This is a genomic window from Pyxidicoccus sp. MSG2 (genome assembly GCF_026626705.1).
In the GTDB taxonomy this organism is placed as follows: Bacteria; Myxococcota; Myxococcia; order Myxococcales; family Myxococcaceae; genus Myxococcus.
The window spans coordinates 42323-66546 of the sequence record NZ_JAPNKC010000002.1 but is presented as its reverse complement, the minus strand read 5'-3'; the positions used below and the strand labels follow the sequence as shown (position 1 = coordinate 66546).

Sequence of the window (24224 nt, the reverse complement as noted above, 5' to 3'; positions counted from 1 at the left end):
TAGATGCATATGTGCATCTGGATGCACACGAAATCAAGGGCACTTTTAGCGTTTCGCGCTTGGCGGGCAGGGGACGGCGCGGCCGGCTGCCTCCAGTCACGCCGGGCTCAAGAGCCGCTCGACCATGACCACGTACTTCCTGGCTCCCTCCAGCTTCCCGTGCCGGTGGTAGGCGCCCACCTCTCGGAAGCCCACGGCCCGCAGCAGCGCCCGGCTGGCCTCGTTCTCCACGAAGACCCTCAAGACGAGCTTAGAGAAGCCCGCCGCTTCGGCAGTCTGGAGGAGCGCTTCCATGGCAACACGCCTTCGCCCCTCGCCCTCGGACTTCCCGGGCGACATGGACGGAGAATTCCGCGTAGCACTCGCGGGGCCGGTACGTGGACGTGGAAGCGAAGGCCACCACACGGCCTTGCGCCTGCACCGCGACGAGGGGCGCCGCCCGTCGAACCCGCCTCGCACCTCTTTCCGTGCTGCGCGGCCTCGCCTCTAGGGTGGCGACGCGGTCCTCAATGCCTTGGTTGTTGATGTGGGAAAGTGCCGCCGCGTCCGACAGGGCCGCGAGGCGAGGCGTGAGCTGACTCATGACACGCTCCTGGTTTCTGAAGCAGGGGGCGAGGCGTCCACGGACGACTCGCCCCGGACCGCCGCTGCCGCAAGCAGACAGAGGGCGGCGAGCAACAGCAGCATCCCTTCCTCTCCAAGCCCCCAGGCGCTGAGAAGGCCTACCCCCCAAGGGCCGAGCGCCTGTCCCAGAGTCGCAATGCGCCCCACCTGGCCCGCTCGGCGGCCGACGGATGCCGCGGGAAACATCTCTGCCACCAGGAGCGCTCGTGTCGGAGTGAGCGTCCCGGTTGCGGCGCCGAAGAGCGCCACGAAAGCCCACGCACCGGTGGAGCCCGAGAGGAGGAGGCACCCCAACGCGAGCGTCTGCGCCACACACAATGCGCGCATGAGGCTCAATGGCGCCACGCCATTGCTGAGGGCCAGGAGGACGAGGCGGCCCGCTACGGCCGCCGCGCCCAACCCTCCCGCCGCCGCCGCGGCGAAGGTGGCCGAGTGCCCTCGCTGGAGGAGCCAGGAGACGAGGTGCGCATGCACTGCCGAGGCGACCAGCGAGGACAGCGCGAAGGCAAGCGCCAGCCACCTCACGGAGGCGTTGTGGGTTGGGGACGAAGACGCCGGGGCACGGCCTGCGAGCTCCTCGGACGCATGCAGGACGCTCCGACTCGAATCCCCCAGCCACAGGGCGTGTGGCGCCGCGGTGCCCACCGCCAGAATGGCGGCGAGCAGCAGCAGCGCCGCTCGCCACCCCAGGGACGCAACGAGCCAGGTTGCCAAGGGAAGGAAGATGGTGCTGGCAAAGCCCGCCACTCCGGTGACGAGTGCGATGGCCCGCGCACGTCGCGGGGCGGAGAGGCGGGAGAGGGTGGCGAATGCCGGCTCGTAGAGGACCGCTGCACGCGCCAGCCCGAGCCCGAGCCAGATGAGGTACAGCGCTGGAAGCGTTTGCACGTGCGCCCAGGCCAGCACGAGGGCCGCGCCGAGGGTGGAGCCCACCGTCATCAACGCGCGCGGGCCGTGCCTGTCCACCCATGCCCCCGCCCACGGCGCGGCGAGCCCTGAGACAAGCAGGCCCAAGGAGAAGCTGCCCGCGGTGGCCGCACGGCTCCAGCCCAACTCCGTCTCCATGGGCACCATGAAGACGGAGAAGGCGTAGTGCAGGACGCCATAGGACACCGTCTCGGTGAGGGCGAATGTCCAGGCCAGCCGCCACCCGCTGTCGAGCTGCGGGAGGCGGGGGAGGGTGAGTGCGACTCGCATCGTTGCGCTCTACTGGCAGCAGCTCGACGCGCCCGTGGACGCGAGGAAGGGGAGCGCGGCGGCTGCAGGTGTGTCCCCCTGCCCATTCGACGGCGCCGCGAGGGAGGTGGCGCTCGAGCAGCATCCACCCGCCTGCTCCCGGGCGGCGACAGCGACGGACGGCGACGTGCAGCTCCCGGCAGCACACCCTTCCGAGGCAGCACGAGGAGAATCCTCCACCGCGCAGCAGGCACTGGCCTCCTCCCGGAAATCCGTGGAGCACACCCCCGTTTCTGGCAGCACCAGGTGCACCTGTCTCGCCGCGGCCACGTCTCCCGTGAGGTATGCCGCCACCGAGCGCACCTGCTCGTAGCCCGTCAGCAGGAGGAACGTGGGCGCGCGCGCATAGGCCTTCATCCCCACCACGTAGAAGCCGTACTCCGGGTGACGGAGCTCCGCCTCCCCGTGTGGCGGCACGCTCCCGCAGGAGTGCAGGTTGGGGTCGATGAGCGGCGCGAGGGCGCTGGGCGCCTCCACGCTGACGTCGAGCGACAGGCGCAACTCCCGCGAGAGGGAGAGGTCCGGCCGGAAGCCCGTCGTGGCGACCACCTCGTCCACGGCCGGCAGTCGGCGCTCGCCGTCGCTCGCCACCAACCCTTCCGCCGTCTCCTCCAATGCCTCCAGGTGGAAGTCCGGGGCGAGGCGCACCTTGCCACTCTCGACGAGCGCTCGTGTGCGGGTGCCCAAATCTCCCCGGGCTGATAGCGCGTCCTTCCCGCCGCCCCCGAAGAGCCGCCGGTCATCCTCCGGCCGGCGGAAGGCCCATACCACCTGCGTGCCAGGCGCTTCGCGGGCGAGCTGCGCCAGGTCCAGCAGGGCGTTGAAGGCGGAGTGCCCGCTGCCCACCACCAGCACCCGCCGGCTGGCGTACCGTGCACGGTGGGCGCCCAGCACGTCGGGGATGCCGTAGAAGATGCGCGTCGCCAGCGCCGCCTCGCCGAGGGCAGGCACTCCGCTCGCGCCGAGCGGGTTGGCCGTCTGGTACGTACCGGATGCGTCGATGACCGCGCGGGCCTCGATGCGCTCCTCCCTTCCGCCTTCTCGCAGTACGGTGACGACGAAGGGCGCTGTGTCGCGGCCTGTGTCCTTCAGCTTGTCGCGCCGCTGACGGGTGACGGAGAGGACACGGGTAGAAAGCCGCAACGTCGGCGCTAGCTGCACGGTGGCCGCGAGGGGGACGAGGTAGCGCTCCACGAGCTGTTTGCCGGTGGGCAGCGCCTCGGCGTCCGGGGCCTGCCAGCCCGTGGGCTCAAGGAGGGAGGCCGCAGCGGAATCCACCACATAGCGCCAGGGCGAGAACAGGCGCACGTGCCCCCAGGCGCGCACGTTGTGGCCCACCTCGGGCCCTGCCTCCAGGACGACGGGCGTTTCACCCCGCTTCACCAGGTGGGCGGCGGCGGCCAGCCCCACGGGGCCGGCTCCGATGACAACGATGGGAAGGTGCTCGGTGCTCATGTCATGCTCCTATGTATTGTCACATTCGAGTGTGACGATGTATTGACGCAAGCGAAGATGTCACTCCGCCGAGGTAGGGAGGCGCGGGACTAGCCTGCAGCGGCGCGGGGCTTCGGGGTGCTCTCGGCGGTGTAGCCGCGGAGGACGCTCTGGGCCACGCTGAAGCCCTCGCTGGCGAGCGTGTAGTAGTTCCACTTGCCGCGGCGCTCGACGTGCAGCAGGCCCGCGTCGACGAGAATCTTCAGGTGCTGCGACACCGTGGGCTGCGCCAGGCCGATGAACTCCTGCACGTCGCAGGCGCACACTCCCTCGCCGGTGCGGCAGCAGGCCGCGTCCGCGGTGGTGATGAACTTCAGCATCCGCAGCCGGTGCTCATCCGAGAGGGCCTTGAAGACGCTGACCGGTGTGAGGCGTGCCATGCATCGTAGATAGGCGATGCATCGTTTCTTGTCAATGTGACCTCTGCCGTAGCGGCGGCTCGCGGCGCCCGGGCGTTCCAGCCTCAGGGGGACGGGCGGCAGCATGACCGCGCCGCGCCCACCGCGCGTGGAGTCTTCCCTTGCGCCCCCACGTCTCTCCTCTGGGGCTCGAAGTCCACGACGCTCCGCCTGCTGTCCAACTCGACGCGGCAGCAGGCGAGCAGCGCCTCCTCGAGCCGCCCGCGCCCTCGCTGCACGCGCGACTTGGCACCAGAAAGAGAGAGGCCAAGCCGGCGCGCCGTCTCTGCCTGGGTGAATCCCTGCAGCTCGGACAGCTCCACCGCTTCGCGGTAGTGCGCCGGCAGCGCGGCTAGCAGGGGCTGAAGGCACCGCGCGAGCTCCTCTCGTGCCGTGCCCCGGTCCTCCTCCAGCTCTGCGAGCTCCTCGGGAAGGGGTTCGGCCGGCCTACGCGCGCGGTAATGGTCCACCAGTGCGTTCCGGGTGCTCTGGTACAGCCACTGCTGGAGCTTGCGTGGCTCGCGCGCTGTCTCACGGCTCGCGTAGGCCCGGATGAGGACATCGTGGACGATGTCCTCTGCTGCCTGTGGGTCCTCCACGCGGCGCCGCACGAAGCGCACCAACTGGTCTCGGTACTCCTTCCATGGTGGGGGCTGGGGCTGCATGTGACGCTCGGGGCTGGGAGTGGGCGAGGTGAGTGGGCGGTTGCGCCCGCCTCGGAGGATAACGGTGCTCGGCCTGGTACCTACTGGCAACCGCACTTCGAAGTGCCTTGCGTGCTGGTCGCCGGACCGCAGCAGCCCGCCTTCTCGCTCGGCGCGCAGCACACAGCCTGTTGTTGCGACGAGCAGCAGGTGGCTGCGGTGTGCGGACCAGAGAGGGAGGGCTCCGGCGGCAGGCGGGCCGCTTCCGGCATGGTGGGGCTATTGGGGGGAGTGCGAGTCATGGCGTCTTCTCCGGTGTGGGTTCAGGGCTTCGTTGGAGAAGACGGGCGGAGGGCGAAAAGGACGCAGCTCGCGAAGCAGGACAGGATGGCGGCACGGCGGAGGGCGCTGCTGCCGTCGACCCTTGCGAGACCTCTCCTCTAGGATATCGACGAGGAGACCGGGGGCGAGGATGAGCTGTGATGTCGACTGGGACCGACCTAGCGGAGTCGCCCAACACGAATACCAAGCGGCCATCCCCGAACGGGGAGTGGTAGGCTGAACGCTGGTTCAGACCTCAAGGGCGAGACACATGGCAGCCACCTCGAAGATCGAATGGACGGACGCAACGTGGAATCCTGTTCGCGGCTGCTCCAAAATCTCCCCTGGCTGCAAGCACTGCTACGCCGAGACCTTCGCCGAACGGTTCCGCGGTGTGCCCAGCCACCCCTACGAGCAGGGATTTGACCTACGCCTCGTGCCGGAGAAGCTCGCCGAGCCCTTGCGATGGGCAACGCCACGGAAGGTCTTCGTCAACTCGATGAGTGACCTCTTCCACAAGGACGTTCCCGACAGCTACATCGTTTCCGTCGTCAGAGTTATGACGGTGGCGAACTGGCACACCTACCAAGTTCTCACCAAGCGCTCGGAACGACTGCGCGACCTACTGAAGACAAAGCTCCGGTTCGCGGCGGATGCCCCGCATATCTGGTGGGGGGTCAGCGTGGAGGATCGACGCTACGGCCTACCGCGAGTCGAGCATCTGCGTTCTGCCCCAGCACGTGTGCGCTTCCTCTCTGTCGAGCCTCTGCTTGAAGACCTCGGTCGCTTCGAGCTGAGCGGGATCCACTGGGTGATTGTCGGAGGCGAAAGCGGCGCTGGTGCTCGCCCCCTGCTGAAGGCGTGGGTCACATCTGTGAGGGACCAGTGCCGCAGCGCGCGCGTGCCCTTTTTCTTCAAGCAATGGGGCGGCGTCCACAAGAGCCGGACTGGCCGTGAACTGGATGGCAGGACCTACGATGCCCTTCCTGACGTACCCTGGGTTGCTCCCGTGATGGACCGTGAGCGACGATTGGAGGCAATCGCAGTTGTTGAATCCAACGGGAAGGCAGCGTGACGGATGCGCGATGACGAGCGGGGGGACGCCGATGCGCAGGAACTCTACGATGGCCGCGACCAATCTTGGGTCAAGCACTTCATCTTGAGGAAGTACCTTGAGCGCTTCGCGCGCATCGTCGGCTCGAAATGGAGCCCCATCACGTACGTGGATGGTTTCTCGGGTCCATGGAACACGCAGTCGTCGGCCTTCAAGGATAGCTCCTTCGCCATCGCACTCGATGAGTTACGCAGGGCGCGCGACACGTTGAAGGCTCGCGAGATCGAGCTGGGCATTCGCTGCTTCTTCATCGAGAAGAACCGGGCTGCGTACCAGCATCTTCACGACTTCGCGAAGACTACATCTGACGCCGACGTGTGCACAAAGAACTGTGAGTTTGAGGAGGCCATCCCCGAGATTCTCCGATTCATTAGGGCCGGAGGAAGAAGTGGCTTTCCCTTCATCTTTATCGACCCCACGGGCTGGACGGGCTTTGCGATGGACGAGATTCGCCCTCTGCTGGAATTGGAGCCCGGCGAGGTGCTGATCAACTTCATGACCAAGTACATCCGGCGGTTTGTCAATTCGCCGCAGGAGGTGCATCGCGAGTCCTTCGAGCGTCTCTTCGGAAGCGGCCAGATTCGTGAGGAGATTATTGGGCTGGCCAAGCAGGACCGCGAAGACCGGCTCGTTCGGGCCTACGTCCAAAACGTCAAACGGACGGGCCGGTTCAAGCACGTTTGCACGGCGGTTGTGCTCAATCCGCTTAGCGCCACCACGCATTTCCATCTTATTTACGCGACTCGCGGACTGAAGGGGGTCGAAGTTTTCAAGGACGCCGAGCAAAGTGCGATGGATGAGATGGAGGCGCGCCGCGCCAATGCTCAACGTCATAACCGCGTGGAGCGCTCCGGCCAGAACGAACTGGTCCTCTTTGGCCGACGCGATGACCCGAAGTCGGACTATTACGAGCAACTCCGCGACCGCTACCTCACGAAGGCTCGGGAGGGGCTGCGCAGGATGCTTGAGCAGAAGGTACGCGTTCTGTACGACGACGCTTGGGCGTTCGCACTCGCTGCGCCGCTCACGTGGGAGCAGGACGTTAAGCGGTGGCTCGCCGATTGGAAGAAAGAGGGCCTGCTTACCATTGAAGGCCTTGGTGATCGCGAACGCGTTCCGAAGCTGCGCCAAGGGGTTAATCTTGTCTGGCGCGCAGGCCAGCGCTGAACCGCGCGCTCTAGGCTCCGCACGCGTGCTTGCAAGAGTTCTGTCCTCGGCTCAATACAATGTCCAATAAGATGGATTTGGCGAACTTTTGACGACCACGCGGGCAGAGGCGTATCGCGCGGTAGAACACGGGGATGCGAACCCCAGGGGACCCTTCAGGTGCGTCCTGGGGTGCAGCCCGGCCCGAGCCGCTCGCGGCGGCCGCTCCTTGTTCGCTTCCGCCTGCGCTGCTGCCTTAGGCGCCACGCTCGCCTCTTGTGGCTTCGGCTCTGCCCCCGCTTGTGGGAGCATCTCCTTGCTCTCGGCGCCGAGCCGCAGGTCCAGCGCCTGCGTCCACACTCCGGTCATCCTTCGTCAGCCCTGTTCGGGTACGGGTCCGAGTCGAGCGCGATCGCCGTCTGCGAGAAGTAGGGGTGGAAGTCCGGCAGGAGCGAGAGAATGACACCGTCCTCCTGCAGGAACTCGTGATTGGCACCCGGAAGGAGCGCCGGGTCGAGCGGGATGCGCGCGGAGGGGTTATGCAGCACCACCGTGCCCTCGATCCAGCTCTCGTCGTATCCCGGCGCGTGCACCTCGTGAGCGAAAGGCTTCGGCATCGGCCCGTCAGCGTCGCGCTCGCCACGACGAACGCCGGTGCGGAGCATCCGGACGCGGCGGCTGCCAAACCCGGCGAGGAAGCCCATACGGTTGAACTTGGTAATCGTGCCCTGCGGGTTGACGATGACGGCACTGACATTCTCGGCACCGGGCAGGCGGAAGAAGCCCGATGGTTCGACAGCGCCCGCAAAGCGATGCTCAGAGATGCGCTCGATCCGCCGTGCACCGTCGACCAAGCTATGGCGCACGCCGAATACATACTCGGTCGCCGCAGGCACCACCATGCGCATCATCCCGGGGCCGTGGAAGTCTTGGAGCGCGATGGCGAACGGAGCATCCCTGAGCGCGGGCGCCTCCCAGTAGGGTGGGCGGCGCTCGAGCTTGCGCCTGAGCGCCCGGGCAAGCTTGATGGGCACGTAGTTCTGCAGATAGGCAGTGAAGGCGTCGGGGGGCGCGGGCAGGTTCGCTGGCGCGGCGTTGGGCGGGTTCGCCGTGGTCGCCTCGACCGCGAGGCTGCCGAGAGGGCCGCGCAGCACCAAATCGGGGACCTGCGCCTCTTCGCGGGCGTAGCCGAGTTCGGCGAATGCTGCGAAGAGATAGAGTTCCCACAGCCGAGCGTCGAAGGCCGTCGTTTGGAATTGCTCGACGAAGTTGCCGTCGAGATCGTCATAGAACCGCATCATCGCCGCGATGATTTCGCGGGCGGGCGAGTAGCGTTCGTTCTCCACTAGCACCCGAAAGGTCGGGTGAAGTCGCGCCAGCGGCGCGAGGGGCGCGAAGAAGTCGACCGGTGCGCCCCGGGCATCGGCCTGGTGGAAGGCGGTGTCGGGTTCTGCGGCGCGCGCGGCGAGCGCTGCGGCAAGCTCGTCGCGCGCAGCCTGAACCGTGGGCAGCGAGGCGTTGACCGCGACCGCGCGGAAACAGAGCCGCTCGTCCCGGCCGAGCGCCACCCACCCAAACTCACGGTCGATGGGGTCCCAGGTCACCACCCCAAGGAGCCGTTCGTCGTGCGTCGCGAACCAACCGACCTCCTGGATGAACTGCACGATGAAAGGCTGGCGGGTATAGCCCGCCAGCGCGTCGAATCGGCACTTCGAGAGCGGACGCACCGGGTCGGACATGGTCATGAGCCGCGTTAGTCGGCCCGGAGCGCCGACGGGCAGGGCCGGCGCATCCAACAGGACAGGAGGCTAGTGATCAAAGGAAGGATGGAAGGCCGAGCGCCAGCAGCCGGTGGAGCCATGCGCCGCAGTCGCAACGTTGGGTCTGATAAGGTCTCTTTGGGGAACTCTTGGGCCGCTTTCTCCTCAGCGAACCTCTAGGTGCTAGGCGGCGTCTTGCGCCACGGGTCGGGCTGATATGGCCCGGCCCCGGCCAGCATTTTCCAGTGGCCGCTGCACCCGTAGACGCCTTCCTCGACGCGTCGGACGCTTCCCCAGCACGGTTCACTGGGACTCGGGCCCGCCGAGAAGACAGCCGAGTTGGCGAAGTCACAGACCATCGGCTCCTGTGGGACGTGGGTTTGACGTCGCGGCATGCGTCCTCCTGAAAACATGGGCCGACAGCTTACTCGTTGCGGGGCAGTGCATATGGTCCGCCTGGGCGGGCCGAGGTGGTGCGGCCGGCAGGGTGTTCCAGGAGACCAGGGGCGCCGCCGGAGCGCGTCCGGTGTCGCCTCTGGGGTTCGCTACAGCCCGTGACAGCGCCACAGCGCAAGGCGCTCGCGCGCTACCTCCGCGAGGCGCTCGGCGGCGCTGAAGGCTGCCGAATCATCGAGGCCGAACTGCTCCTGCAGCTCCCCGGCGAGGCTGGAGAGGAGCACGGCCTCCAGCTCCGAGCACTCGGAGCTGAACTTCGCCACGTCTAGTGCCGCCTCAACGAGGCGGCGCACCTTCATCTTGTACTTCGTCATCAACATCTCCTCACAGGCGTTCCCCCGCGGGATGCGGGTGTTCGATGCCTGTGGGAGAAAGAAGCGGAGTGATCTTCTTGACGTCGTGATAACGTGCGTGACTACATAAGTGCTCGATTTTACTGGTGTCGTATAACGTGGATTATGTAAACTCCGCTGGACCGGTCAGAAACTGGGCCCGGGGCGGTGGCGTCCGAACCTTGGACGAGAGCGGCCAGGTGCGCGCTCCCCCCGTGCAAACGACACGTTTCCCGTGGCGGTCCAAACCGCGTGTCGTCCCCACCTGGTGATGCTTCCCCCCACTCTCCTGATAGCGAACCGAGCAGCTTCAGCTGCTCAACCCAAGCTTTGTTCCACGCCTCAAATTTCGGCGCCGCATCCCAGGCCGCGCCGGCTCCGTGTATTGGACTGCGTTCGTCCGGACGCAAGTCCAGTCGAGGGAAACCCTCTTTGCCGCGCCATCTCTGTTCGCCCGGGGCATAGAGTCGCTCGTGCAAGCGATCAGCTCCACCTGACCTGCTCACCCGTATCTTCGCCCGACCCCTCTACTTTCGGCGCAGCTCCACGAGCTGAGACCTGAGAGTCCCCCGCTTCCGTGGACACCCTCGATGTGATGGAAGGGTGCTCGATGTCGGAGAGCGAGAAGAAACACAGGAGGCAGCGGCGTAGCTTCAGCCCGGAGTTCAAGGCCGGGGCGGTGAAGCTGGTGCTGGAGGAGGGCAAGTCCGTCGCGGAAGTGGCGCGGGACCTGGACCTGACCGAAACGGCTTTCCGCAGGTGGGTGGAGCAGGCCAGGACGGACCAGGGTCATGGCAAGCCGGGCGCGCTCACCAGCGAGGAACGAGCGGAGCTCTCGGGGCTGCGCAAACGCGTGCGCCAGCTCGAGATGGAGCGAGACCTGTTAAAAAATGCGGCCGCCTTCTTCGCGAAGGAGATGAAGTGAAGTTCCGCTTCATCCACGCGGAGAAGGCCTCCCTGTCGGTGGTCTTCATGTGCCGCCAGTTGGGTGTTTCCCGCTCTGGCTACTACGCCTGGGCAAAGAGGCCCGAGTCCCAGCGCCAGAAGAGCGACCGCGAACTCACCGCGGAGGTGGCAGCCGTGCATCGCGAGAGCCGCGGTACCTACGGCAGCCCGCGCGTCCATGCGGAGCTGCGCGCGCGGGGCCGCCGCGTCTCTGAGAAGCGCGTCGCGCGTCTCATGCGACAGGAGGGCCTGGCGGCTCGCCGAAGACGCCTCTTCGTGCGGACCACCGACAGCAAGCACACCCATCCGGTCGCCCCCAACGTCGTGGCGCGCGACTTCCGGCCTCCGGAGCCCAACCGAACCTGGGCGGGTGACATCACCTACGTGTGGACTGCCGAGGGCTGGCTCTATCTGGCCGTGGTGCTGGACCTCTTCAGCCGCCGCGTCGTGGGTTGGAGCATGGCAGAGCGCATTGACCGCCACCTGGTCCTCGCGGCTCTCGACATGGCGCTCACGGGGCGTGAGGCCCCCGCGCTGTACCACTCCGACAGGGGCAGTCAGTACGCCAGTGAGGATTACCGAGCGCGGCTGGCTGAGCGTGGCATCACCTGCTCGATGAGTCGCAAGGGCAACTGCTGGGACAACGCCGTGGTGGAGAGCTTCTTCAGCAGCCTGAAGATGGAACTGGTCCACACACGCAGCTTCCGGACGCGTGAGGAGGCGAAGCTCGCGCTGTTCGAGTACATGGAGGTGTTCTACAACCGCAGGCGCCGTCACTCCTCACTCGGTTACGTCAGCCCCGCCGAGTACGAGCGCACGGCTGAGGTGCAGAGGAATGCAGCGTAGTCAACCTGTCCACCGAAGCGGGTGACGCTCAACCTCACAGTCGTTGTACCGAATTCCTGTCACCTGTCAGCACGGAGGGCAGAAACCCGGTCGCTGAAGTCAGCCGAGCTCGCCCGCGCCGGCGCCAAGACCTTGGACGGGAGCCGGTCGAATCACCCGCTGCCCTCGTTCTTAGAGCGACACGTCTTCGTCTGCACCAACCGCCATGCGGACGGCCACCCCAATGCCGACCTGGAGATCGCGCTTGGCGCCCGGGCGCTTTCGGGTTCGCCAAGGCTGGTCAGATGGGCATGGTAATTCGCGAGGTCGCCGTCCCCTCTTCCTGTCAAGGCTAATTGGGTGGTGGCTTGCCCTACATTGAATCCAACCGCCTGCCCGGACGGCCTTTGTGTGTACTTGGAGATTCTACTGAAACTCCCTTCCTGGCTGACGCCTGCTAAGGGGTGTGGAGATTCTACTGAAACTCCCTTCCGCGCTGACGCCCGCTAAGCGGTGATTAGCGGGCGTCAGCCCGCAGTCAGGAATACTCCCGGCTTTCGTCGGTCGAAGGTTGCTTCCCCTCTTGCCTTTTTCGGAGCGCTACCGATGAGCCGCATCCCCCCACGCGTCCCTTCGTCGTCCACCGTTGGTGCCAAGGCCTGGGGCCCCCCATTGCAACCCCGCCCCTACGTCTGCGGCTGGTGTGGCGACCGCAGCCCAGGTGCCGAAGGTCTGGAAGCCCGGCGGCACTACTCGCTCCCTCCTGAAGAGAACGCGTCGGGAGAAATCACCTTTGCCGTCGTCAATGTCACTGGCCATCTGAGGTTCTGCGAGCACTGCAACTACCCGACGTTCATCGAGACCTTCCTGCAGCGCCCCGAGCTCGACCGACAGTACCCGCCTCCCTCATTTGGCGAGCCCCTCCCCGGCCTTCCCGCAGACCTCGGAACTCTCTACGAGGAAGCGCGCCACTGCATGGCTGCCTCTGCCTTCACTGCTGCGGTGATGCTCACGCGGAAGATCCTCCTCCACATCGCTGCTGAGAGAGGTGCCCCCGCAAAGGCCCTGGAGAGATTTTGGACCGCCCTCGAGTACCTCTTCACGAGCAACACGGTTCCTCGCACCTACGCCTCTTGGGTCGACCGCATTCGGGACCTCGGCAACGAGACCAACCACAGGATTCAGCTCTGCACCAAGGAGAAGGCGACCGACTCCATGGCGTTCACCACCATGTTGCTGAAGGTCCTCTACGTCCTCCCCGCTCAGGCGTCTTCAAGCCGGTGAGCTCATAGGTTCCGCGCCTCGCTTCCCTCAGCACCAAGGCGCTCACCCCCACTGCGGCCCTCGTCGATGCGGCCCGCAGATATGCGGCCGCTGCTCGAACTCTGCGAACGCCGCAGGAGTGCCGGCGCGATTGGGCGACCTTCACCAGCTGGCGCGAATCCATGGCGCGGTGCCGTTGCCGGCACTCCCGTCCACCGTGGCGCTCTTCTTCGCAGCGCCCGCAGAGGATGGCCGGGAACACGTTCCGTCTTGCAACCGTGCTCTTCTCCTCTCTGCAACAAGGCCGGCTCTATTGACAGTAGATAAGGCCGGCCTTATTGTTTCCCCACTGACGGCGGCACTCCTGCCGCGTCGAGCACGCGAGGTTGCCATGCTGGTGCGCGGCACACGTAGCGGCGAGGTTGCCGAGGTGTTGGAGACGGACGACGCCACGGTGGAGTGCGCCTACTGCGCCGCAGACGTGCCGGCACGCGACGCGGCGGCGGTGCCGCCCAAGGACGAAGACGAAGCCTGGGTGAAGCTGCGGAACGTCCACCACCGTGGCTGTGAGTGGGTGGCGACGCGCGCCCACCGGCTGTAAGCGGTCGCCATTCCTGCCCGGGGCAGCCCTTGCAGCGTGACGGGCATGTGACGCTCGTCCCATGCAGTCCTCTCGCGTTGATGCCTTTGGGCGCTCCAAACCTCGTGGTTCCCCGGCTTGGCCGGGAGGAGCAACCGCCGTGCACCTGAAACTGGAAGCGCTCGCTCTCTGCGGGTTCGCGCTGGACGGAGTTGTCTCTGCCGAATTGGTGCCAGCCCGCGCAGATTACCCGCGTCACCAAGCTGGCCGTGTCTGTCCCGTATGTGGCGAGGACGGAGGCGCCACGCTCGGCGTGCTGAACCTGCGAACCTCTACCGGCACCTTGGGGAGCGGAGCCCACCCCGGAACGGTCCACCGCTGCCACACTGGCTGTGTGGACTGGGTGGACGCGAGCATCCACACCGGAACGCGCCGCGATGACGACGGCCGGCCCGTATGCGAGGAGTGCCTCTCCGCGCTGGGGAACTGGAAGTCGAAGGACTACCCAGAGCTGCCCGCGGGGGAGCAGGCGCCGTGCTGGAGTTGCGATGAGATGCTCCGCGCGCAGGAGAATGACGAACTCCGCGTGTCGCGTGAGCGGTCGATGCAGTGATTCAGGACGGCCTCAAGAGCCCCAACACCGACCAAGACACCACCCGACAAACGGGCAGCTGCTTTCGTAGTCCCATTTTCGCGGCCCTCACGCCGATGCCTCCGGGCGATGCCGGCGCAGTCCGGCCCACAACACACAGCCCGCCGCGCGCGGGTACGGAGATGCCGATGACGACGTTGAGCGAGCAGATGCGGACGTACCTCTCCCGGCCGACCTGGGCGGGCGGCCCCACGTGGGAGGAGGAGGACGCGCGCTGGAGGCTGCCGGGCGCGCAGGTCGAGTGGTATCTTGAGGGGTTGGAGCCGCCCCGCGTCGGGTACGCGGGCGGAAACCAGAGCCCGGAGCGCTCCGTGGACCTCGTCCTCGGGCTGTACGAAGACGGCTGGAGAGTTACCGCCTTGGAGACGCAGCGCGACTGCCACCTGGAGACGCAGCGCAGGCCCGACGTCGTGTGGGGCTCGGGCCTGTCCGAGGTGGCGGCTCGCCAGGTGGTGACGCTGGCGCTGTGCGAGCTGGGACTTCCCGCGGACGCGCAGGAGGTGTCGCGCCGCGAGTGCGTCGCCGTGTGCGGAGAGGACGCCCCGCTGGAGGCCGGGCAACTGCTGTCCGCCCTCACGGAGGCGCTGACGACGGTGGCGCCGGGGATGGGTACGGCCGGCGTGGCCGTCGCCACCCAGCGGCGCCGCGCGACGGCGCTGGTGCATGCCCTGGTGGATGACCTCGGAAAGCTCTCTGAGGCACAGAGGGAGCGCGGCTCCTACGACGAGCGCGGCGATGTGTGGCGGGCCGCGCACGTGCTGGCCGCATGCGCCCCGTGGCCCGGGCTCCGGGACGCCGCCCACCACCTGGAGGCAGCCGCGCGCGCGCGCGGCTGGCACCACCTCCACGGCTGGCGCCAGCTCTACTGGGAGATGGATTGGGGAGATGAGCCGGACCTCGAGCTCCACTGGGACGCCGACCTGCAGCGCGACATCCCGGACGCCGCGAGCATGGAGGCCCAGGCCTGACGCGCACCACTCTCCGCTCTGCCGTCGACTCCTCGTGATGGGTCTGCTGGACTCCCTCCCGCGTCATAGCTTCGCAACTACCGAGAGGCGTTCAGCAGAGATGGCACACGACTCGTCGAAGACCCCACCCGAAAGGCGCCGAGCCCGAAAGGGCTCGGTGGTGCGCAAGCCCGAAGTCAGTCTCACACGGGTTGCCGACTCGGCTGTCCGCTTCCTCGTGGACGACCTGCGCGCGCACCCGGACGCCGAGCACAGCGCGAGCACGTCTGGGGCCCTCTGCAAGGCGGCCGTGGAGTACGCCAAGACACGCGGTTGGAAGCCCCCGGAGGACACATGAGCTGGCAGGATGGATATGCCACGATGCTCGAGCTGGTGATGGAGGCACTCCCCTACGCGCGAGAGGTTCCCGACGCGCTCCTCCTCCGCGAGGCCGCTCCCACCGTGGCCGCTGCCTGCTGGGGACCGACCGCGCTGACGAGTGGCCCAGAACTCGTCAACATGGCCGCCCTGGCGATTCTTGGACGGACGCGCCTTGTCGCCCACCAGGTAAGGCCCGCGGCTGCACGGCAGGTAGGCGAGACCGACCTGCACTCCCTGCCGGACTCCCCATCCCGGCTGCTACGGGGCCCGTGGATGCTGGAGGTTCGGCGCCCTGAAGCGGGCGAACGCCTCTGGGGTGACACCGTTGCCTTGGCTGGCTACGAGGTTGAGCCAAACACCACCTTCCTGCTGGGCCTGGGTGCGTCCGGCTGGTGCCGTGTTGTCCACTGGCGCCCGCGGTGGACGGGGGAGGAACTGGAGGAGGGCACGCGGCAGATGGGCTCGCCCCTGGTGGACGACATGTCCACGCACGAGGCGTGGGCCCGCGAGGCCGCCCGCTTCGCCGTGGTGCTGGGACTGCTCCTCGACGCCGAAGGTGCTCCCCTGCGCGTGGAGGAGGAGCGCCAGCGCGACACGGCTCGGCGGGTGAAGAAAGGCGGCGGCGCCGCCGAGGGCCTCCACGTGCGGCACGTGTACCTTGACGAGGAGCGCGTGGCCCGAGCCCCCTCCCCTGCTGGTCCCGGAAGCGACGTAGACGGGACAGCCGGCCGGCTCGCCGACCAGGTGCTGGTGCGCGGGCACCTCAAGCGCCAGCGGCATGGGCCCGGCAACCGCGCGGTGAAGTGGTTGTATATCGCGGGCTACTCCGCCCGGCGCTGGGTGGCCCCGGGCGTCACTCAGGTGGTGGTGTCCTCGTAATCGGAACCACCAGCGCTTCCGAGAAGGTCCCTTTTCCGCCTCGGAGCCATCGCAGACGTCTGCGGCTGAAGGACGGCGCCCTTCTCGCCCGCTATTCAACGGGGCGCCTGCCTGCCTCCTCCCTCTAGTCCGTGCCCCTGGAAACCCTGGCCGCGTTGCGCTCCCAGGCAAGCAGTCCCACCTTGCAGGGACGGATGGCAGGCACCGAGCGCAACAAGAACGACTTGATGGAGCCACCCTGGCTCTCGCAGCAGGCCATGGCACAGCTCTTCCGTGGCGAGCTGAGCCGCTCCGACACGTGGCGCACGCGCCTGGACACCACCACCAACTGGGCGCTCACCACGACGGCGGCCGTCATCTCCTTCGGCTTCGCCACGCCGCAGAGCTCGCACGTCACCTTCCTCGTGGGCATCTGGATGGTGGTGTCGTTCCTCCTCATCGAGGCGCGGCGCTACCGGTACTACGACTTGTGGAACCGCCGCGTCCGTCTGCTGGAAGACGGTTGGTGGGCGCCCATGCTCCGGCGCGAGCCGTTGGACCCGGACGCGATGCGCGAACTGGCGGTGGAGATGTCCCGCCCGCAAATCCAGCTGTCGCTCTTCTCCGCCATCTCCACGCGGCTCAACCGCGCCTACGGGCCCATCCTGATGGTCCTGATGGCCACGTGGTTCGTGAAGGTCTACAGCCACCCCAAGCCGCCGAAGGACTTCGCCGAGTTCCTGTACCGCGCCCATGTGGCCTGGCTCCCCGGCCCCGTGGTGATGGCCTTCCTGGTCTTCCTCACCATCGCCGCCACCTACCTGTTCATCTCCTCCTTCTTCATCCGCGCCCCCATGGGGGAGCTGCGCACGCGCCCCCGGGGCCGCCGCGCCGCCCTCTGGGAGTCGTTCTACCGGCCCTACGCCATCCACAAGCGCCGCGCGCCCACCCGCCGCCGCCCCCCGCCGCCGCGCCCGGCATCCTCCGCTGAGCACTGAGTGGCAGGCAGAAGAGCTGGGCAGCTCCCGCCCCGCCGGCTCATCTACGGCACGGCTACGTCCTGAAAGCCCGCGGAGTCGTTCCACCTGTCCACACGGACGAAGCGAATGCCGTCCGCAGGTGGTGTGAGCGCGAGCAGTCTCTCCACCAGGGAGCGGTGAAACACGTAGGTACTTATGGACTCCGCCAGCACGAACAGCAGCCGCCGCTCCAGCGGAATTTCCGCCAACACACGTTCGTCCAGCACCAGCGAGTCCAGGCTCAGCACGACGTCTTCCTCCGGATAGAACGTGCAGACGGACCGCTCCCGGTCGAGGCAGTGAATCTCGTTGTAGACGTGCAACACCCAGTAGCGCCGCACGTCGTCCTGCTTCACCTTCACGTCGGCCGGCACGAGCTGAACGCCGTGGAGGCTTAGCGGTTCGAGTGCTTCCCTGATTCGAGCGGAGAACACCGGCTGCGGCAGGCTGTGGTGGTCCACCATCACGGGGCTCCGCGGTACTGGAGAGCCTAGCCTCAGCCGCACGGGGTGCGAAATGGCGACGGGCTCCGGTCTCCCAAAGCCCACCACCTCCTCGTCCCATTGGAGGAGCGGGTGGCTATTGTTCGGCGCTGACTCGATGACGAAGTAGTCCGTTTGCATCGCTCACTCTCCAATGCGAAGGGGACGTCCCGTCAGGGGGCTGCCTGTTACTGCGTGTTTCTGGCGATGCCGCCTCTCCCGGGGGCATGCGTCGGAGCTCGGCTTCTCCCGGATGCTTCTGAGTCCCGAGCATCCCTTCCCGCCCGGTGCGTAGTCGAGTCCGTCCCGGGTGAGTGTCCACGTGAAACTTGCGACCTTGGCCAGAATCTTCGCGCTGAGAGCATCGAGCATTCGAAGGAATTTGGCAGGGTCCGAGCAGAACGCGCCACGCTCCAAGAGGCCATCAATCTTCTGCAGTTCCTGCATCACCGCTTTGGGGTACGGCAGATGGACGTCGAACGCATAGCCCTCGGCGTGGTTACCTCGGTGGACAGCTACGTGCAGCTCGCAGGCAATGACCATTCGCATCGGCAGGAAGACGCCGTTCTGCTTTCGGTCCGGATGGTAGCCGTAGCGCACGCAGTACTTCGCCCACTTCTCATTCTCCAGTGCCTCCAGGCAGATGAGGTGGTGCGCCGCCAGCGAGAACGGCCCCGCGTACCAGAGGTGCGACGACAGCTCTCGGCCCTCCAGCATGTTGCGCCCGAGCACCGCGGAACTGCCGAGGTTGCCGCCGACGCGGCCCTTCGTGTCGAAGGCGTGCTTTTCCTTCCTGCAGTACGCGCACAGCTCCACCGGCCGCGACATTTCCCGCTCCTCGACGCGCACCGCAGCCGGGCGCGAGACTTGCGGCTGCATGATGGGGAACGGCGCGGTGTTGCGGTCGTTCAGCGTGAAGAGGTCCAGGTTCCTCACGACGGGCTTCCCCTCAATCCGCACGTCGAAGGAGAACGTCACCGGGTGTGCTGCGCCCCGCGTCTTGCCAGAGGCAACGCCGCCCCCCGCCGTGCCGGCCTCATTCCCGCTGGAGCGCGCAATCGACGAGGTGGAGAGTGCGACGGACGCGCCTCCAATGGTGACCGACTTGGAGCCTCCCGCCAGGTCCTCGCTCTTTGCGATGTTGGGGAATGGCACCGGCACCGGCCCGCCTGGCCCTGGCGCCTTGCACACGTCCGGAAACCCCACCACCGTCCCGCCGCTCTCCTTCGTCACCGGGCTCAGCCCGTTGACAAGGGTGGTGTTCTCCTTCGGCATGGCACGCCTCCGAGAGGCGACGACGATGACAACTTGCAGGGCACTGCCGAATCGCGCTAGCGGGCAGGCAGGTGCTCCCTGCCCAACATGCTGTACCCCAGGGGTGGACTTTCGGAGGTCGCGCCATCTGGACACTCCTGGGGAGCCAGTGCGTGCCTGATTGCGCCGCGTGCTGAATCGACGCCCGCGATGTTGAAGTCAGCGAATGCCCCCGACGCCGTCTTCCACTGAGGGCGCTTCTCTGCTGAGGAATGTCCATGCCTGAGTACAGTGACGAGACCCTCCAATCGACACCTGTGTACATCGACGAGGCCCTCCAGACGTGGCTTCGCGCAAGACCGCCCCTGACCTTCATTGACGTTTCCAACCGCGACGACGAGGTCCTCCTCGCGCTTGCTCGGGCTCTCTTCTTCGCGAGCCTCGGAACCGAAGAGAAGCAGGCCACGCGCGTCGCCCTTGTCTGGCACCCCGACGGCGCTCGTGGCCTCGCAGCCGCTGAGCAGCCGTCAACCTCTCCACCGCGGGAGCATCTCTGGGACGTCCTTCAACTTGCGCGACGCGACTTCAACATCCCAGCGCTTATCAAGGCAGCTCCGCTCGCAGAGTATGGTCACTCCCTCCTTGTCGTCGGTGGTCCTGCCGACAAGCTCCGTATCGACGGCATCGCGAAGCGACGCCCCTTCACCTCCAGCCGCACCCTCCCTCTTCTTCTCGGCACGGACTCGCCCGGCTCCGTCACCATCGCCCACGCGGGCAATGAACTCTTCCGCTACGAGCGCGGCCGCCGCCTTCCCCCCGGCCTGTCACTCCTCAGCGGCCCCGCCAGCACGGCACTCAAAACCTTCGTGGTCCCCCTGCACCTCAACCACCTCCGCTTCTTCCGCTCGCCGGTAGGCGACACCTTCCAGCAACTCGCCGTCGCCATGAACCGCACCGGCCATGGCGGTCTGCTGCTCTTCCTTCCGACGCGCCTCTCCACGGCTGACTCACATGCGCTCAAGCTTCCGGTCAGAAATCGAACCGTCCTTCGCGACCTGCTGAAGGAGGCCCTTCGACTGGACTCCGCCCTCCGCAAACTCGAGGTTGCAAGTCCACTCACCGTGACAGCCGAGCGCAGCGCCCTCTTTTTTGACCTCGAAACGACCTTGGCGGAACTCGCGCGATGGCACCACTTCATCGGGCGCCTCACCGCAATCGACAACGCCGTCCTTCTAGGGCCCGGGTTCACCATCCTCGGCGCTCAATACGAGGTCCCCTCCAAATCGAAATATGGCGATGTGTACGAGGTGCTCGACCCCGAAGATCGCACTAAAGATATTCCCTACGACATGCGAAGGCATGGCTCGCGCCACCGTGCCGCCGCCACCTTCGTAGCTGGAGGTAAGGGACGAATCGCTCTCCTCTCCTCGGCGGACGGGCCTCTTCGGTGCTTCGTCAACGAAGGCGGCAGAATCCTCATGTGGACCGTTCGGCTCCTAGACTTCTGACCCCAACCTCCGCCGTCCTACCGCCTGGATGCCCGTGCCGCTTGTGGACTGTTAGGACCTCGCAACTCCCCATCACCGCAACACCTCGCTTTGGCCCCAGCGCTGCACCGCTTCCAGGTCCTCAACCTGGAGTCCCATGCGCACCGCCCTTCATCCCCGCTTCCTCTGCTTCGTCCTCACCGTCGCCGTCCTCCTCTTTGCTCCGCTCGGTCGCGCCGCTCCACCGTTGGAAGAGTGCACGCCGCTGACAAGCGCCCCCTTCGCCGCAGCCACCTCCAAATCCCAGCGCACCCAAATCGGGCGCGACGTCGACACCGCGGCGCACGAGAAAATCGTCGCAATGGACGCTGTCCTGGTGGTGCTGGAGAAGGCGACGAAGAAGAAGCCCATCCCCTGCGACGCCTACTACGGCTCCGCCCTCGCCTACCGCGCCACCCTTGGCAAGCTCACCCTCCGCGGCCGCCTCAACCTCCTCGAGCGCGCGCTTTCCCGGCTCTCTGCAGCCGCAGCCCGCTTCCCGACGGACCCCTACCTTCTCGCCCGCCTCGCGTACGTGCAGGAGCTGCTCGGCCTCTATGGCGAGGCGGCCACCACGCGCCGTGGCGCCCTCAAGCTGGACGACTCCACCCGGAACTTCAGCAGTCTGGTGCGCGTGCTGACTCAATCCCACAAGCTGCAGGAGGCGCGGGAGGCTGCGCGCCAGTGGACCGGCGCACTGCCCACGGACGCCAATGCCCACGTCGCTCTTGGCACGGCGCTAGAGGCTGAGGGCGACGTCGAGGCGGCTCTCGCCGAGTACCGCAAGGCCGCCGACCTCAACCAGGACGATGACACCGGGGCCGTCCTCCTAGGCACCCTCCTCGCGAAGCTCGGCCGCTGGGACGAGGCGGACGCTGTTTTCACGGACGTCAACGGCTCGGACACTCCCCTCGCGTTGTACAGCCGGGCCATCTGCCGCGACAAAATGGGCCTCCTCGGGGATTCCTTCCGGCTCGCCGCGGAGCTGGAGAAGACGGGCCACCAAGTTCTCCTCGGGCGTCTCGAAGCGTGGCGGAAGCTGCCTCCGGAGACGGCGCCGCTGCTCGGATACGCGGCTTACGACGTCCCCTTTGGGGTGCACGAGCTGTCGCCCACGCTCGAGTAGCTGCTCGGCCTTCGACGGTCGTCCCGTTGCTGGAGAGACCCACCTGGTCCTCCAGCGCAGACGTCTGCTGGGTGCGCCCGCTCCTCTTTCGCCCGGTGTCGTGCTCTACCGCGCGGCACCCAGTTGCTCCGGGAACGACGGCATCGGCGTGTCCCGTCCAGGCCGCTGTCCCAGAATGCCAACCCCGTTGCGGAGTGCCGCCGTCTGCCCGCGCTGGAAGTCCTCCAGCGGGTCTGGCTCCTCCGCTGGCAGCTCTAACACCCGCCCGCCGTCCTCGAGCCCGAGCTCCGGGTACACGGAGCTCCATGGCAGCTCCGCGCGGCTTCCCGTGCCACCCTGCCGGCTGCGCATCACCTCCACGGCCCAGCCCTTCCCGTCGCGCGCCTCCGTGCGAAGCCGCGTCATCCCGTCCGCCGGCGCCTCCGGCGAGGTGAGCAGCAACAGCAGCCCGCCCCCGCGCTCCGCCGCGTCCGCCAGCTTGCGCGCCTCCGCCAAAGAGACTCGTGGCGTCCTCCCCGCCGGGCCCACCCCTCGCGTCAAGTCCAACACCACGCAGGCAAAGGCCCCGCTCCGGGCGAGCTGCACCGCCGCCCACACCCGCTGCTCGGGCGCCTGCGGCCGGACGATGAGCCGCCGCTCCAGGTCCACGCCCAGCGCCGCCGCCGCGGGTGGGTACAGCTCACGCGGGCCATCCACCCATGCGCAAAGCCGCTCCTCCCGGTGCGCCGCCGACACCGCCCGCAGCGCCAGGCTGGTGCGCCCCGAGGCCGCCTCTCCGCACAGCTCCACCGCCTGCCCCAGCGGAAAGCCGCCCGCGGGCAGCAGCGCGTCCACCGCCTCCATGCCCGTGCGCAACACCGCCAGGTAGCGCCGGGGCGCCGCCTGGAGCTGGCGGATCTTCTCGCGAAGCTGCTCCACCACCGCCTGCGTCGCGCCCACTCCCTACCTCCCGGCGGCGAGGGTACCCGTCCCGGATGACACGACAGCCGTGGAAAGGTGAGTGCATCCCATAGTGTCGTTTCTGCATTAAATAGTGCTATTTGGTGCACCCTCCGGTGTTGGCTCGCATGTCATCCCTCTGGAAGGAGCACCTCGATGCCGTCCCGACGTACCCGCCATCTCGCCCGCCTCGTTTTCCCTCTTCTCGCGGTGGCACTCCTGATCCGCTGCGGCCCAACGGACGATGAAATCGAGGACGCTCCGCCTTCCGTCCCCCTCGATGCCGGCACCTCCCCGCTGCCACCCGACTCTGGCACTCGCTCACCGAACGATGCCGGCACCACCCCGCCGCCTGATGCTGGGGCCTGCACGCCAAACTGCTCCGGAAAGTCATGTGGCCCGGACAGCTGCGGGGGCACGTGCGGCAGCTGCCGCTCCGGCATGACGTGCTCGGCCATCGGCGAATGCACGCCCACCTGCACCCCGTCCTGCTCCGGCAAGTCCTGCGGCTCCGACGGCTGCGGCGGCACCTGCGGGAGCTGTCCGACGGGGAAGACGTGCTCGGCCACCGGTCAGTGCACGTCCGCCTGCACCTCCTCCTGCGCTGGGCGTACGTGCGGCTCCGACAGTTGTGGTGGAAGCTGTGGGAGCTGCCCCAATGGCAAGACGTGCTCCGCTACGGGGCAGTGCATCTCCACGTGCACGCCCTTCTGCTCCGGGCGTACGTGCGGCCCCGACGGCTGTGGCGGCACCTGCGGGAGCTGCCCCAATGGCAAGACGTGCTCCGCTACGGGGCAGTGCATCTCCGCGTGCACCCCCTCTTGTTCTGACAAGGTGTGCGGCCCCGACAGCTGTGGCGGCACCTGCGGGAGCTGCCCGAGCAATTCGACGTGCTCGCCCAGCGGCGACACGTGCTTCTGCGACTCGGGCTATGTGCCCAACCCGCAGGGCACGGCATGTGTCCGCGTCGGCGGCGCGTGTGGCGGCGTCTCCCAGTACGGCTACTGCGCCGGTGACACCTGGGTGCGCTGCGACGCCGGCGCCCTCGTCGCCATCGGCTGTGGTGCGGGCCAGTGCCGAACCGTCGATGCGCAGGGGACGGGGGCCTGCACGTGTGGCTCCATCGACGACAACGGCGTCTGCGCGGGTGCGGATGGCACGAGCGTCGCCCGTCCGCGGACGCACTTCATGTGCGCGCGCTCCCTGGGCATCCTCGTCGCCGACAACTGCGCGGCACGGACGGGAAGCCCGAATGGCTTCTGCAGCACCCTGGTGACGGCCTTCGGCTCGCAGACGACGTGTTTCTGCGACACCTGCACGTACCCCGGTGGCAGCTCCAACCAGTGCGTTTCCGCCTGCGCTCGGCCGAGCGACTGCCGGTACTACTCGGCGGGCAACTACCACACCTGCGGGTTCTGACGACGGCTGTCGGCGCGTGCGCCGCCACCTTCGTGCTCTGCCAGCGCTCGGCGACGACGTCAGAAGTTGTCGTCGAGTTCCGCCCGCCTGCGCACCCGCTTCGGCTGTCGCGCCGCCTCGAGCGTCTTCCCCTCTTCATCGCGGTCCGGTGAGGCAAGGTCCGCGACCTCTCCTTCCAGGCCCAGGGCCCACAGCACGGTGAAGTACGCGCTGAGCGCGGTGGTCGGGCTGCCGGCCTCGATTCGCTTGAGCGTCCCGAGGGCCAGCCCCGTCTTCTTCGCGAGGTCCACCTGGCGCAACCGTCTGCGGATGCGCGCCATCGCGATGTTCCTGCCCAGCCGCTCGATGGCTTGGACCACTTCCACGGGCGTTGTCTCAGGTGGGAGGTTTTGACGGGGCACAGAGACAGTCTAATGGCTCTTAACCATTGTAGGATTCCTTCAATTGTCGCTTGATGTTGGCGGGTGCCGCCTTCTTCGACGG

Annotated in this window: 23 protein-coding genes; 12 read left to right on the top strand and 11 right to left on the bottom strand. The window is 67.2% G+C overall.

From position 1 onward, the window contains the following. Window positions 1-96: 96 nt before the first annotated feature. From OV427_RS50175 to sigZ, 5 genes are all read right to left on the bottom strand, one after another. The gene (locus OV427_RS50175) at window positions 97-294 is read right to left on the bottom strand and encodes a GNAT family N-acetyltransferase (protein WP_267863662.1); all 198 of its coding nucleotides are present in this window, start codon (window positions 292-294) and stop codon (window positions 97-99) included. Between the two features lie 285 nt (window positions 295-579). After that, a complete protein-coding gene (locus OV427_RS50170) occupies window positions 580-1821 on the bottom strand; it encodes an MFS transporter (protein ID WP_267863661.1) in 1242 nt (413 codons plus the stop codon). Window positions 1822-1830: 9 nt separating this feature from the next. Beyond that, the gene (locus OV427_RS50165) at window positions 1831-3315 is read right to left on the bottom strand and encodes an FAD-dependent oxidoreductase (RefSeq protein ID WP_267863660.1); all 1485 of its coding nucleotides are present in this window, start codon (window positions 3313-3315) and stop codon (window positions 1831-1833) included. A gap of 89 nt (window positions 3316-3404) precedes the next feature. Continuing rightward, entirely contained in the window at window positions 3405-3734 is a 330-nt protein-coding gene (locus OV427_RS50160; RefSeq protein ID WP_267863659.1) for an ArsR/SmtB family transcription factor, read from the bottom strand. A gap of 83 nt (window positions 3735-3817) precedes the next feature. Continuing rightward, complete coding sequence (gene sigZ / locus OV427_RS50155; RefSeq protein WP_267863658.1) at window positions 3818-4417, bottom strand: RNA polymerase sigma factor SigZ; 600 nt, start codon at window positions 4415-4417, stop codon at window positions 3818-3820. Window positions 4418-4988: 571 nt separating this feature from the next. Between sigZ and OV427_RS50150 the strand changes: the two genes are divergently transcribed. Both OV427_RS50150 and tcmP read left to right on the top strand, forming a co-directional pair. After that, entirely contained in the window at window positions 4989-5792 is an 804-nt protein-coding gene (locus tag OV427_RS50150) for a DUF5131 family protein (RefSeq protein WP_267863657.1), read from the top strand. A 3-nt stretch (window positions 5793-5795) separates the two neighbouring features. Next, a complete protein-coding gene (tcmP, locus tag OV427_RS50145; RefSeq protein WP_267863656.1) occupies window positions 5796-6998 on the top strand; it encodes a three-Cys-motif partner protein TcmP in 1203 nt (400 codons plus the stop codon). A gap of 344 nt (window positions 6999-7342) precedes the next feature. Here tcmP and OV427_RS50140 read toward each other — a convergent pair whose 3' ends face one another. Beyond that, window positions 7343-8722 (bottom strand): hypothetical protein, encoded by a 1380-nt coding sequence (locus OV427_RS50140; RefSeq protein ID WP_267863655.1) that lies wholly within the window; start codon window positions 8720-8722, stop codon window positions 7343-7345. Between the two features lie 560 nt (window positions 8723-9282). Next, window positions 9283-9507, bottom strand: a complete 225-nt coding sequence (locus tag OV427_RS50135; RefSeq protein WP_267863654.1) for a hypothetical protein — start codon at window positions 9505-9507, stop codon at window positions 9283-9285. A 628-nt stretch (window positions 9508-10135) separates the two neighbouring features. Here OV427_RS50135 and OV427_RS50130 point away from each other — a divergent pair. From OV427_RS50130 to OV427_RS50100, 7 genes are all read left to right on the top strand, one after another. Further along, window positions 10136-11316 (top strand): IS3 family transposase gene (locus tag OV427_RS50130; protein WP_420718392.1). Its coding sequence is split into 2 segments (ribosomal slippage): window positions 10136-10406 and window positions 10406-11316, totalling 1182 coding nucleotides; the frame shifts between segments, so codons are not numbered across the junction. A 651-nt stretch (window positions 11317-11967) separates the two neighbouring features. Next, window positions 11968-12579 carry a DUF4145 domain-containing protein gene (locus tag OV427_RS50125; RefSeq protein WP_267863652.1) on the top strand — a complete coding sequence of 204 codons (612 nt, stop codon included), beginning with the start codon at window positions 11968-11970 and terminating at the stop codon, window positions 12577-12579. A gap of 370 nt (window positions 12580-12949) precedes the next feature. Continuing rightward, complete coding sequence (locus tag OV427_RS50120) at window positions 12950-13159, top strand: hypothetical protein (protein ID WP_267863651.1); 210 nt, start codon at window positions 12950-12952, stop codon at window positions 13157-13159. A gap of 382 nt (window positions 13160-13541) precedes the next feature. Next, window positions 13542-13751, top strand: a complete 210-nt coding sequence (locus OV427_RS50115; protein ID WP_267863650.1) for a hypothetical protein — start codon at window positions 13542-13544, stop codon at window positions 13749-13751. A 167-nt stretch (window positions 13752-13918) separates the two neighbouring features. After that, window positions 13919-14758, top strand: coding sequence for a hypothetical protein (locus OV427_RS50110; RefSeq protein WP_267863649.1), 840 nt, complete (start codon window positions 13919-13921; stop codon window positions 14756-14758). A gap of 333 nt (window positions 14759-15091) precedes the next feature. Continuing rightward, window positions 15092-15997, top strand: coding sequence for a hypothetical protein (locus tag OV427_RS50105; RefSeq protein ID WP_267863648.1), 906 nt, complete (start codon window positions 15092-15094; stop codon window positions 15995-15997). Between the two features lie 194 nt (window positions 15998-16191). Then, window positions 16192-16974: a DUF2270 domain-containing protein gene (locus OV427_RS50100; RefSeq protein WP_267863647.1), complete on the top strand. Its 783-nt coding sequence runs from the start codon at window positions 16192-16194 to the stop codon at window positions 16972-16974. A gap of 44 nt (window positions 16975-17018) precedes the next feature. Here OV427_RS50100 and OV427_RS50095 read toward each other — a convergent pair whose 3' ends face one another. Together OV427_RS50095 and OV427_RS50090 are read right to left on the bottom strand one after the other, a co-directional pair. Continuing rightward, window positions 17019-17618 carry an imm11 family protein gene (locus tag OV427_RS50095; protein ID WP_267863646.1) on the bottom strand — a complete coding sequence of 200 codons (600 nt, stop codon included), beginning with the start codon at window positions 17616-17618 and terminating at the stop codon, window positions 17019-17021. 3 nt (window positions 17619-17621) lie between these two features. Then, a complete protein-coding gene (locus OV427_RS50090) occupies window positions 17622-18752 on the bottom strand; it encodes a PAAR-like domain-containing protein (RefSeq protein ID WP_267863645.1) in 1131 nt (376 codons plus the stop codon). Between the two features lie 257 nt (window positions 18753-19009). On the opposite strand from OV427_RS50090, the gene OV427_RS50085 reads away from it, so the two are divergent. Together OV427_RS50085 and OV427_RS50080 are read left to right on the top strand one after the other, a co-directional pair. Next, window positions 19010-20239, top strand: a complete 1230-nt coding sequence (locus OV427_RS50085; RefSeq protein WP_267863644.1) for a hypothetical protein — start codon at window positions 19010-19012, stop codon at window positions 20237-20239. A 136-nt stretch (window positions 20240-20375) separates the two neighbouring features. Then, window positions 20376-21383: a tetratricopeptide repeat protein gene (locus tag OV427_RS50080; protein ID WP_267863643.1), complete on the top strand. Its 1008-nt coding sequence runs from the start codon at window positions 20376-20378 to the stop codon at window positions 21381-21383. Window positions 21384-21488: 105 nt separating this feature from the next. Here the strand turns inward: OV427_RS50080 and OV427_RS50075 are convergent, their stop codons facing one another. Next, window positions 21489-22322, bottom strand: coding sequence for an ImuA family protein (locus OV427_RS50075; protein ID WP_267863642.1), 834 nt, complete (start codon window positions 22320-22322; stop codon window positions 21489-21491). Between the two features lie 933 nt (window positions 22323-23255). Between OV427_RS50075 and OV427_RS50070 the strand changes: the two genes are divergently transcribed. Next, entirely contained in the window at window positions 23256-23741 is a 486-nt protein-coding gene (locus OV427_RS50070; RefSeq protein ID WP_267863641.1) for a hypothetical protein, read from the top strand. 59 nt (window positions 23742-23800) lie between these two features. Here OV427_RS50070 and OV427_RS50065 read toward each other — a convergent pair whose 3' ends face one another. Beyond that, on the bottom strand, window positions 23801-24106 hold the full coding sequence (locus OV427_RS50065) for a hypothetical protein (protein WP_267863640.1): 306 nt from the start codon (window positions 24104-24106) through the stop codon (window positions 23801-23803). Between the last annotated feature and the right edge of the window lie 118 nt (window positions 24107-24224).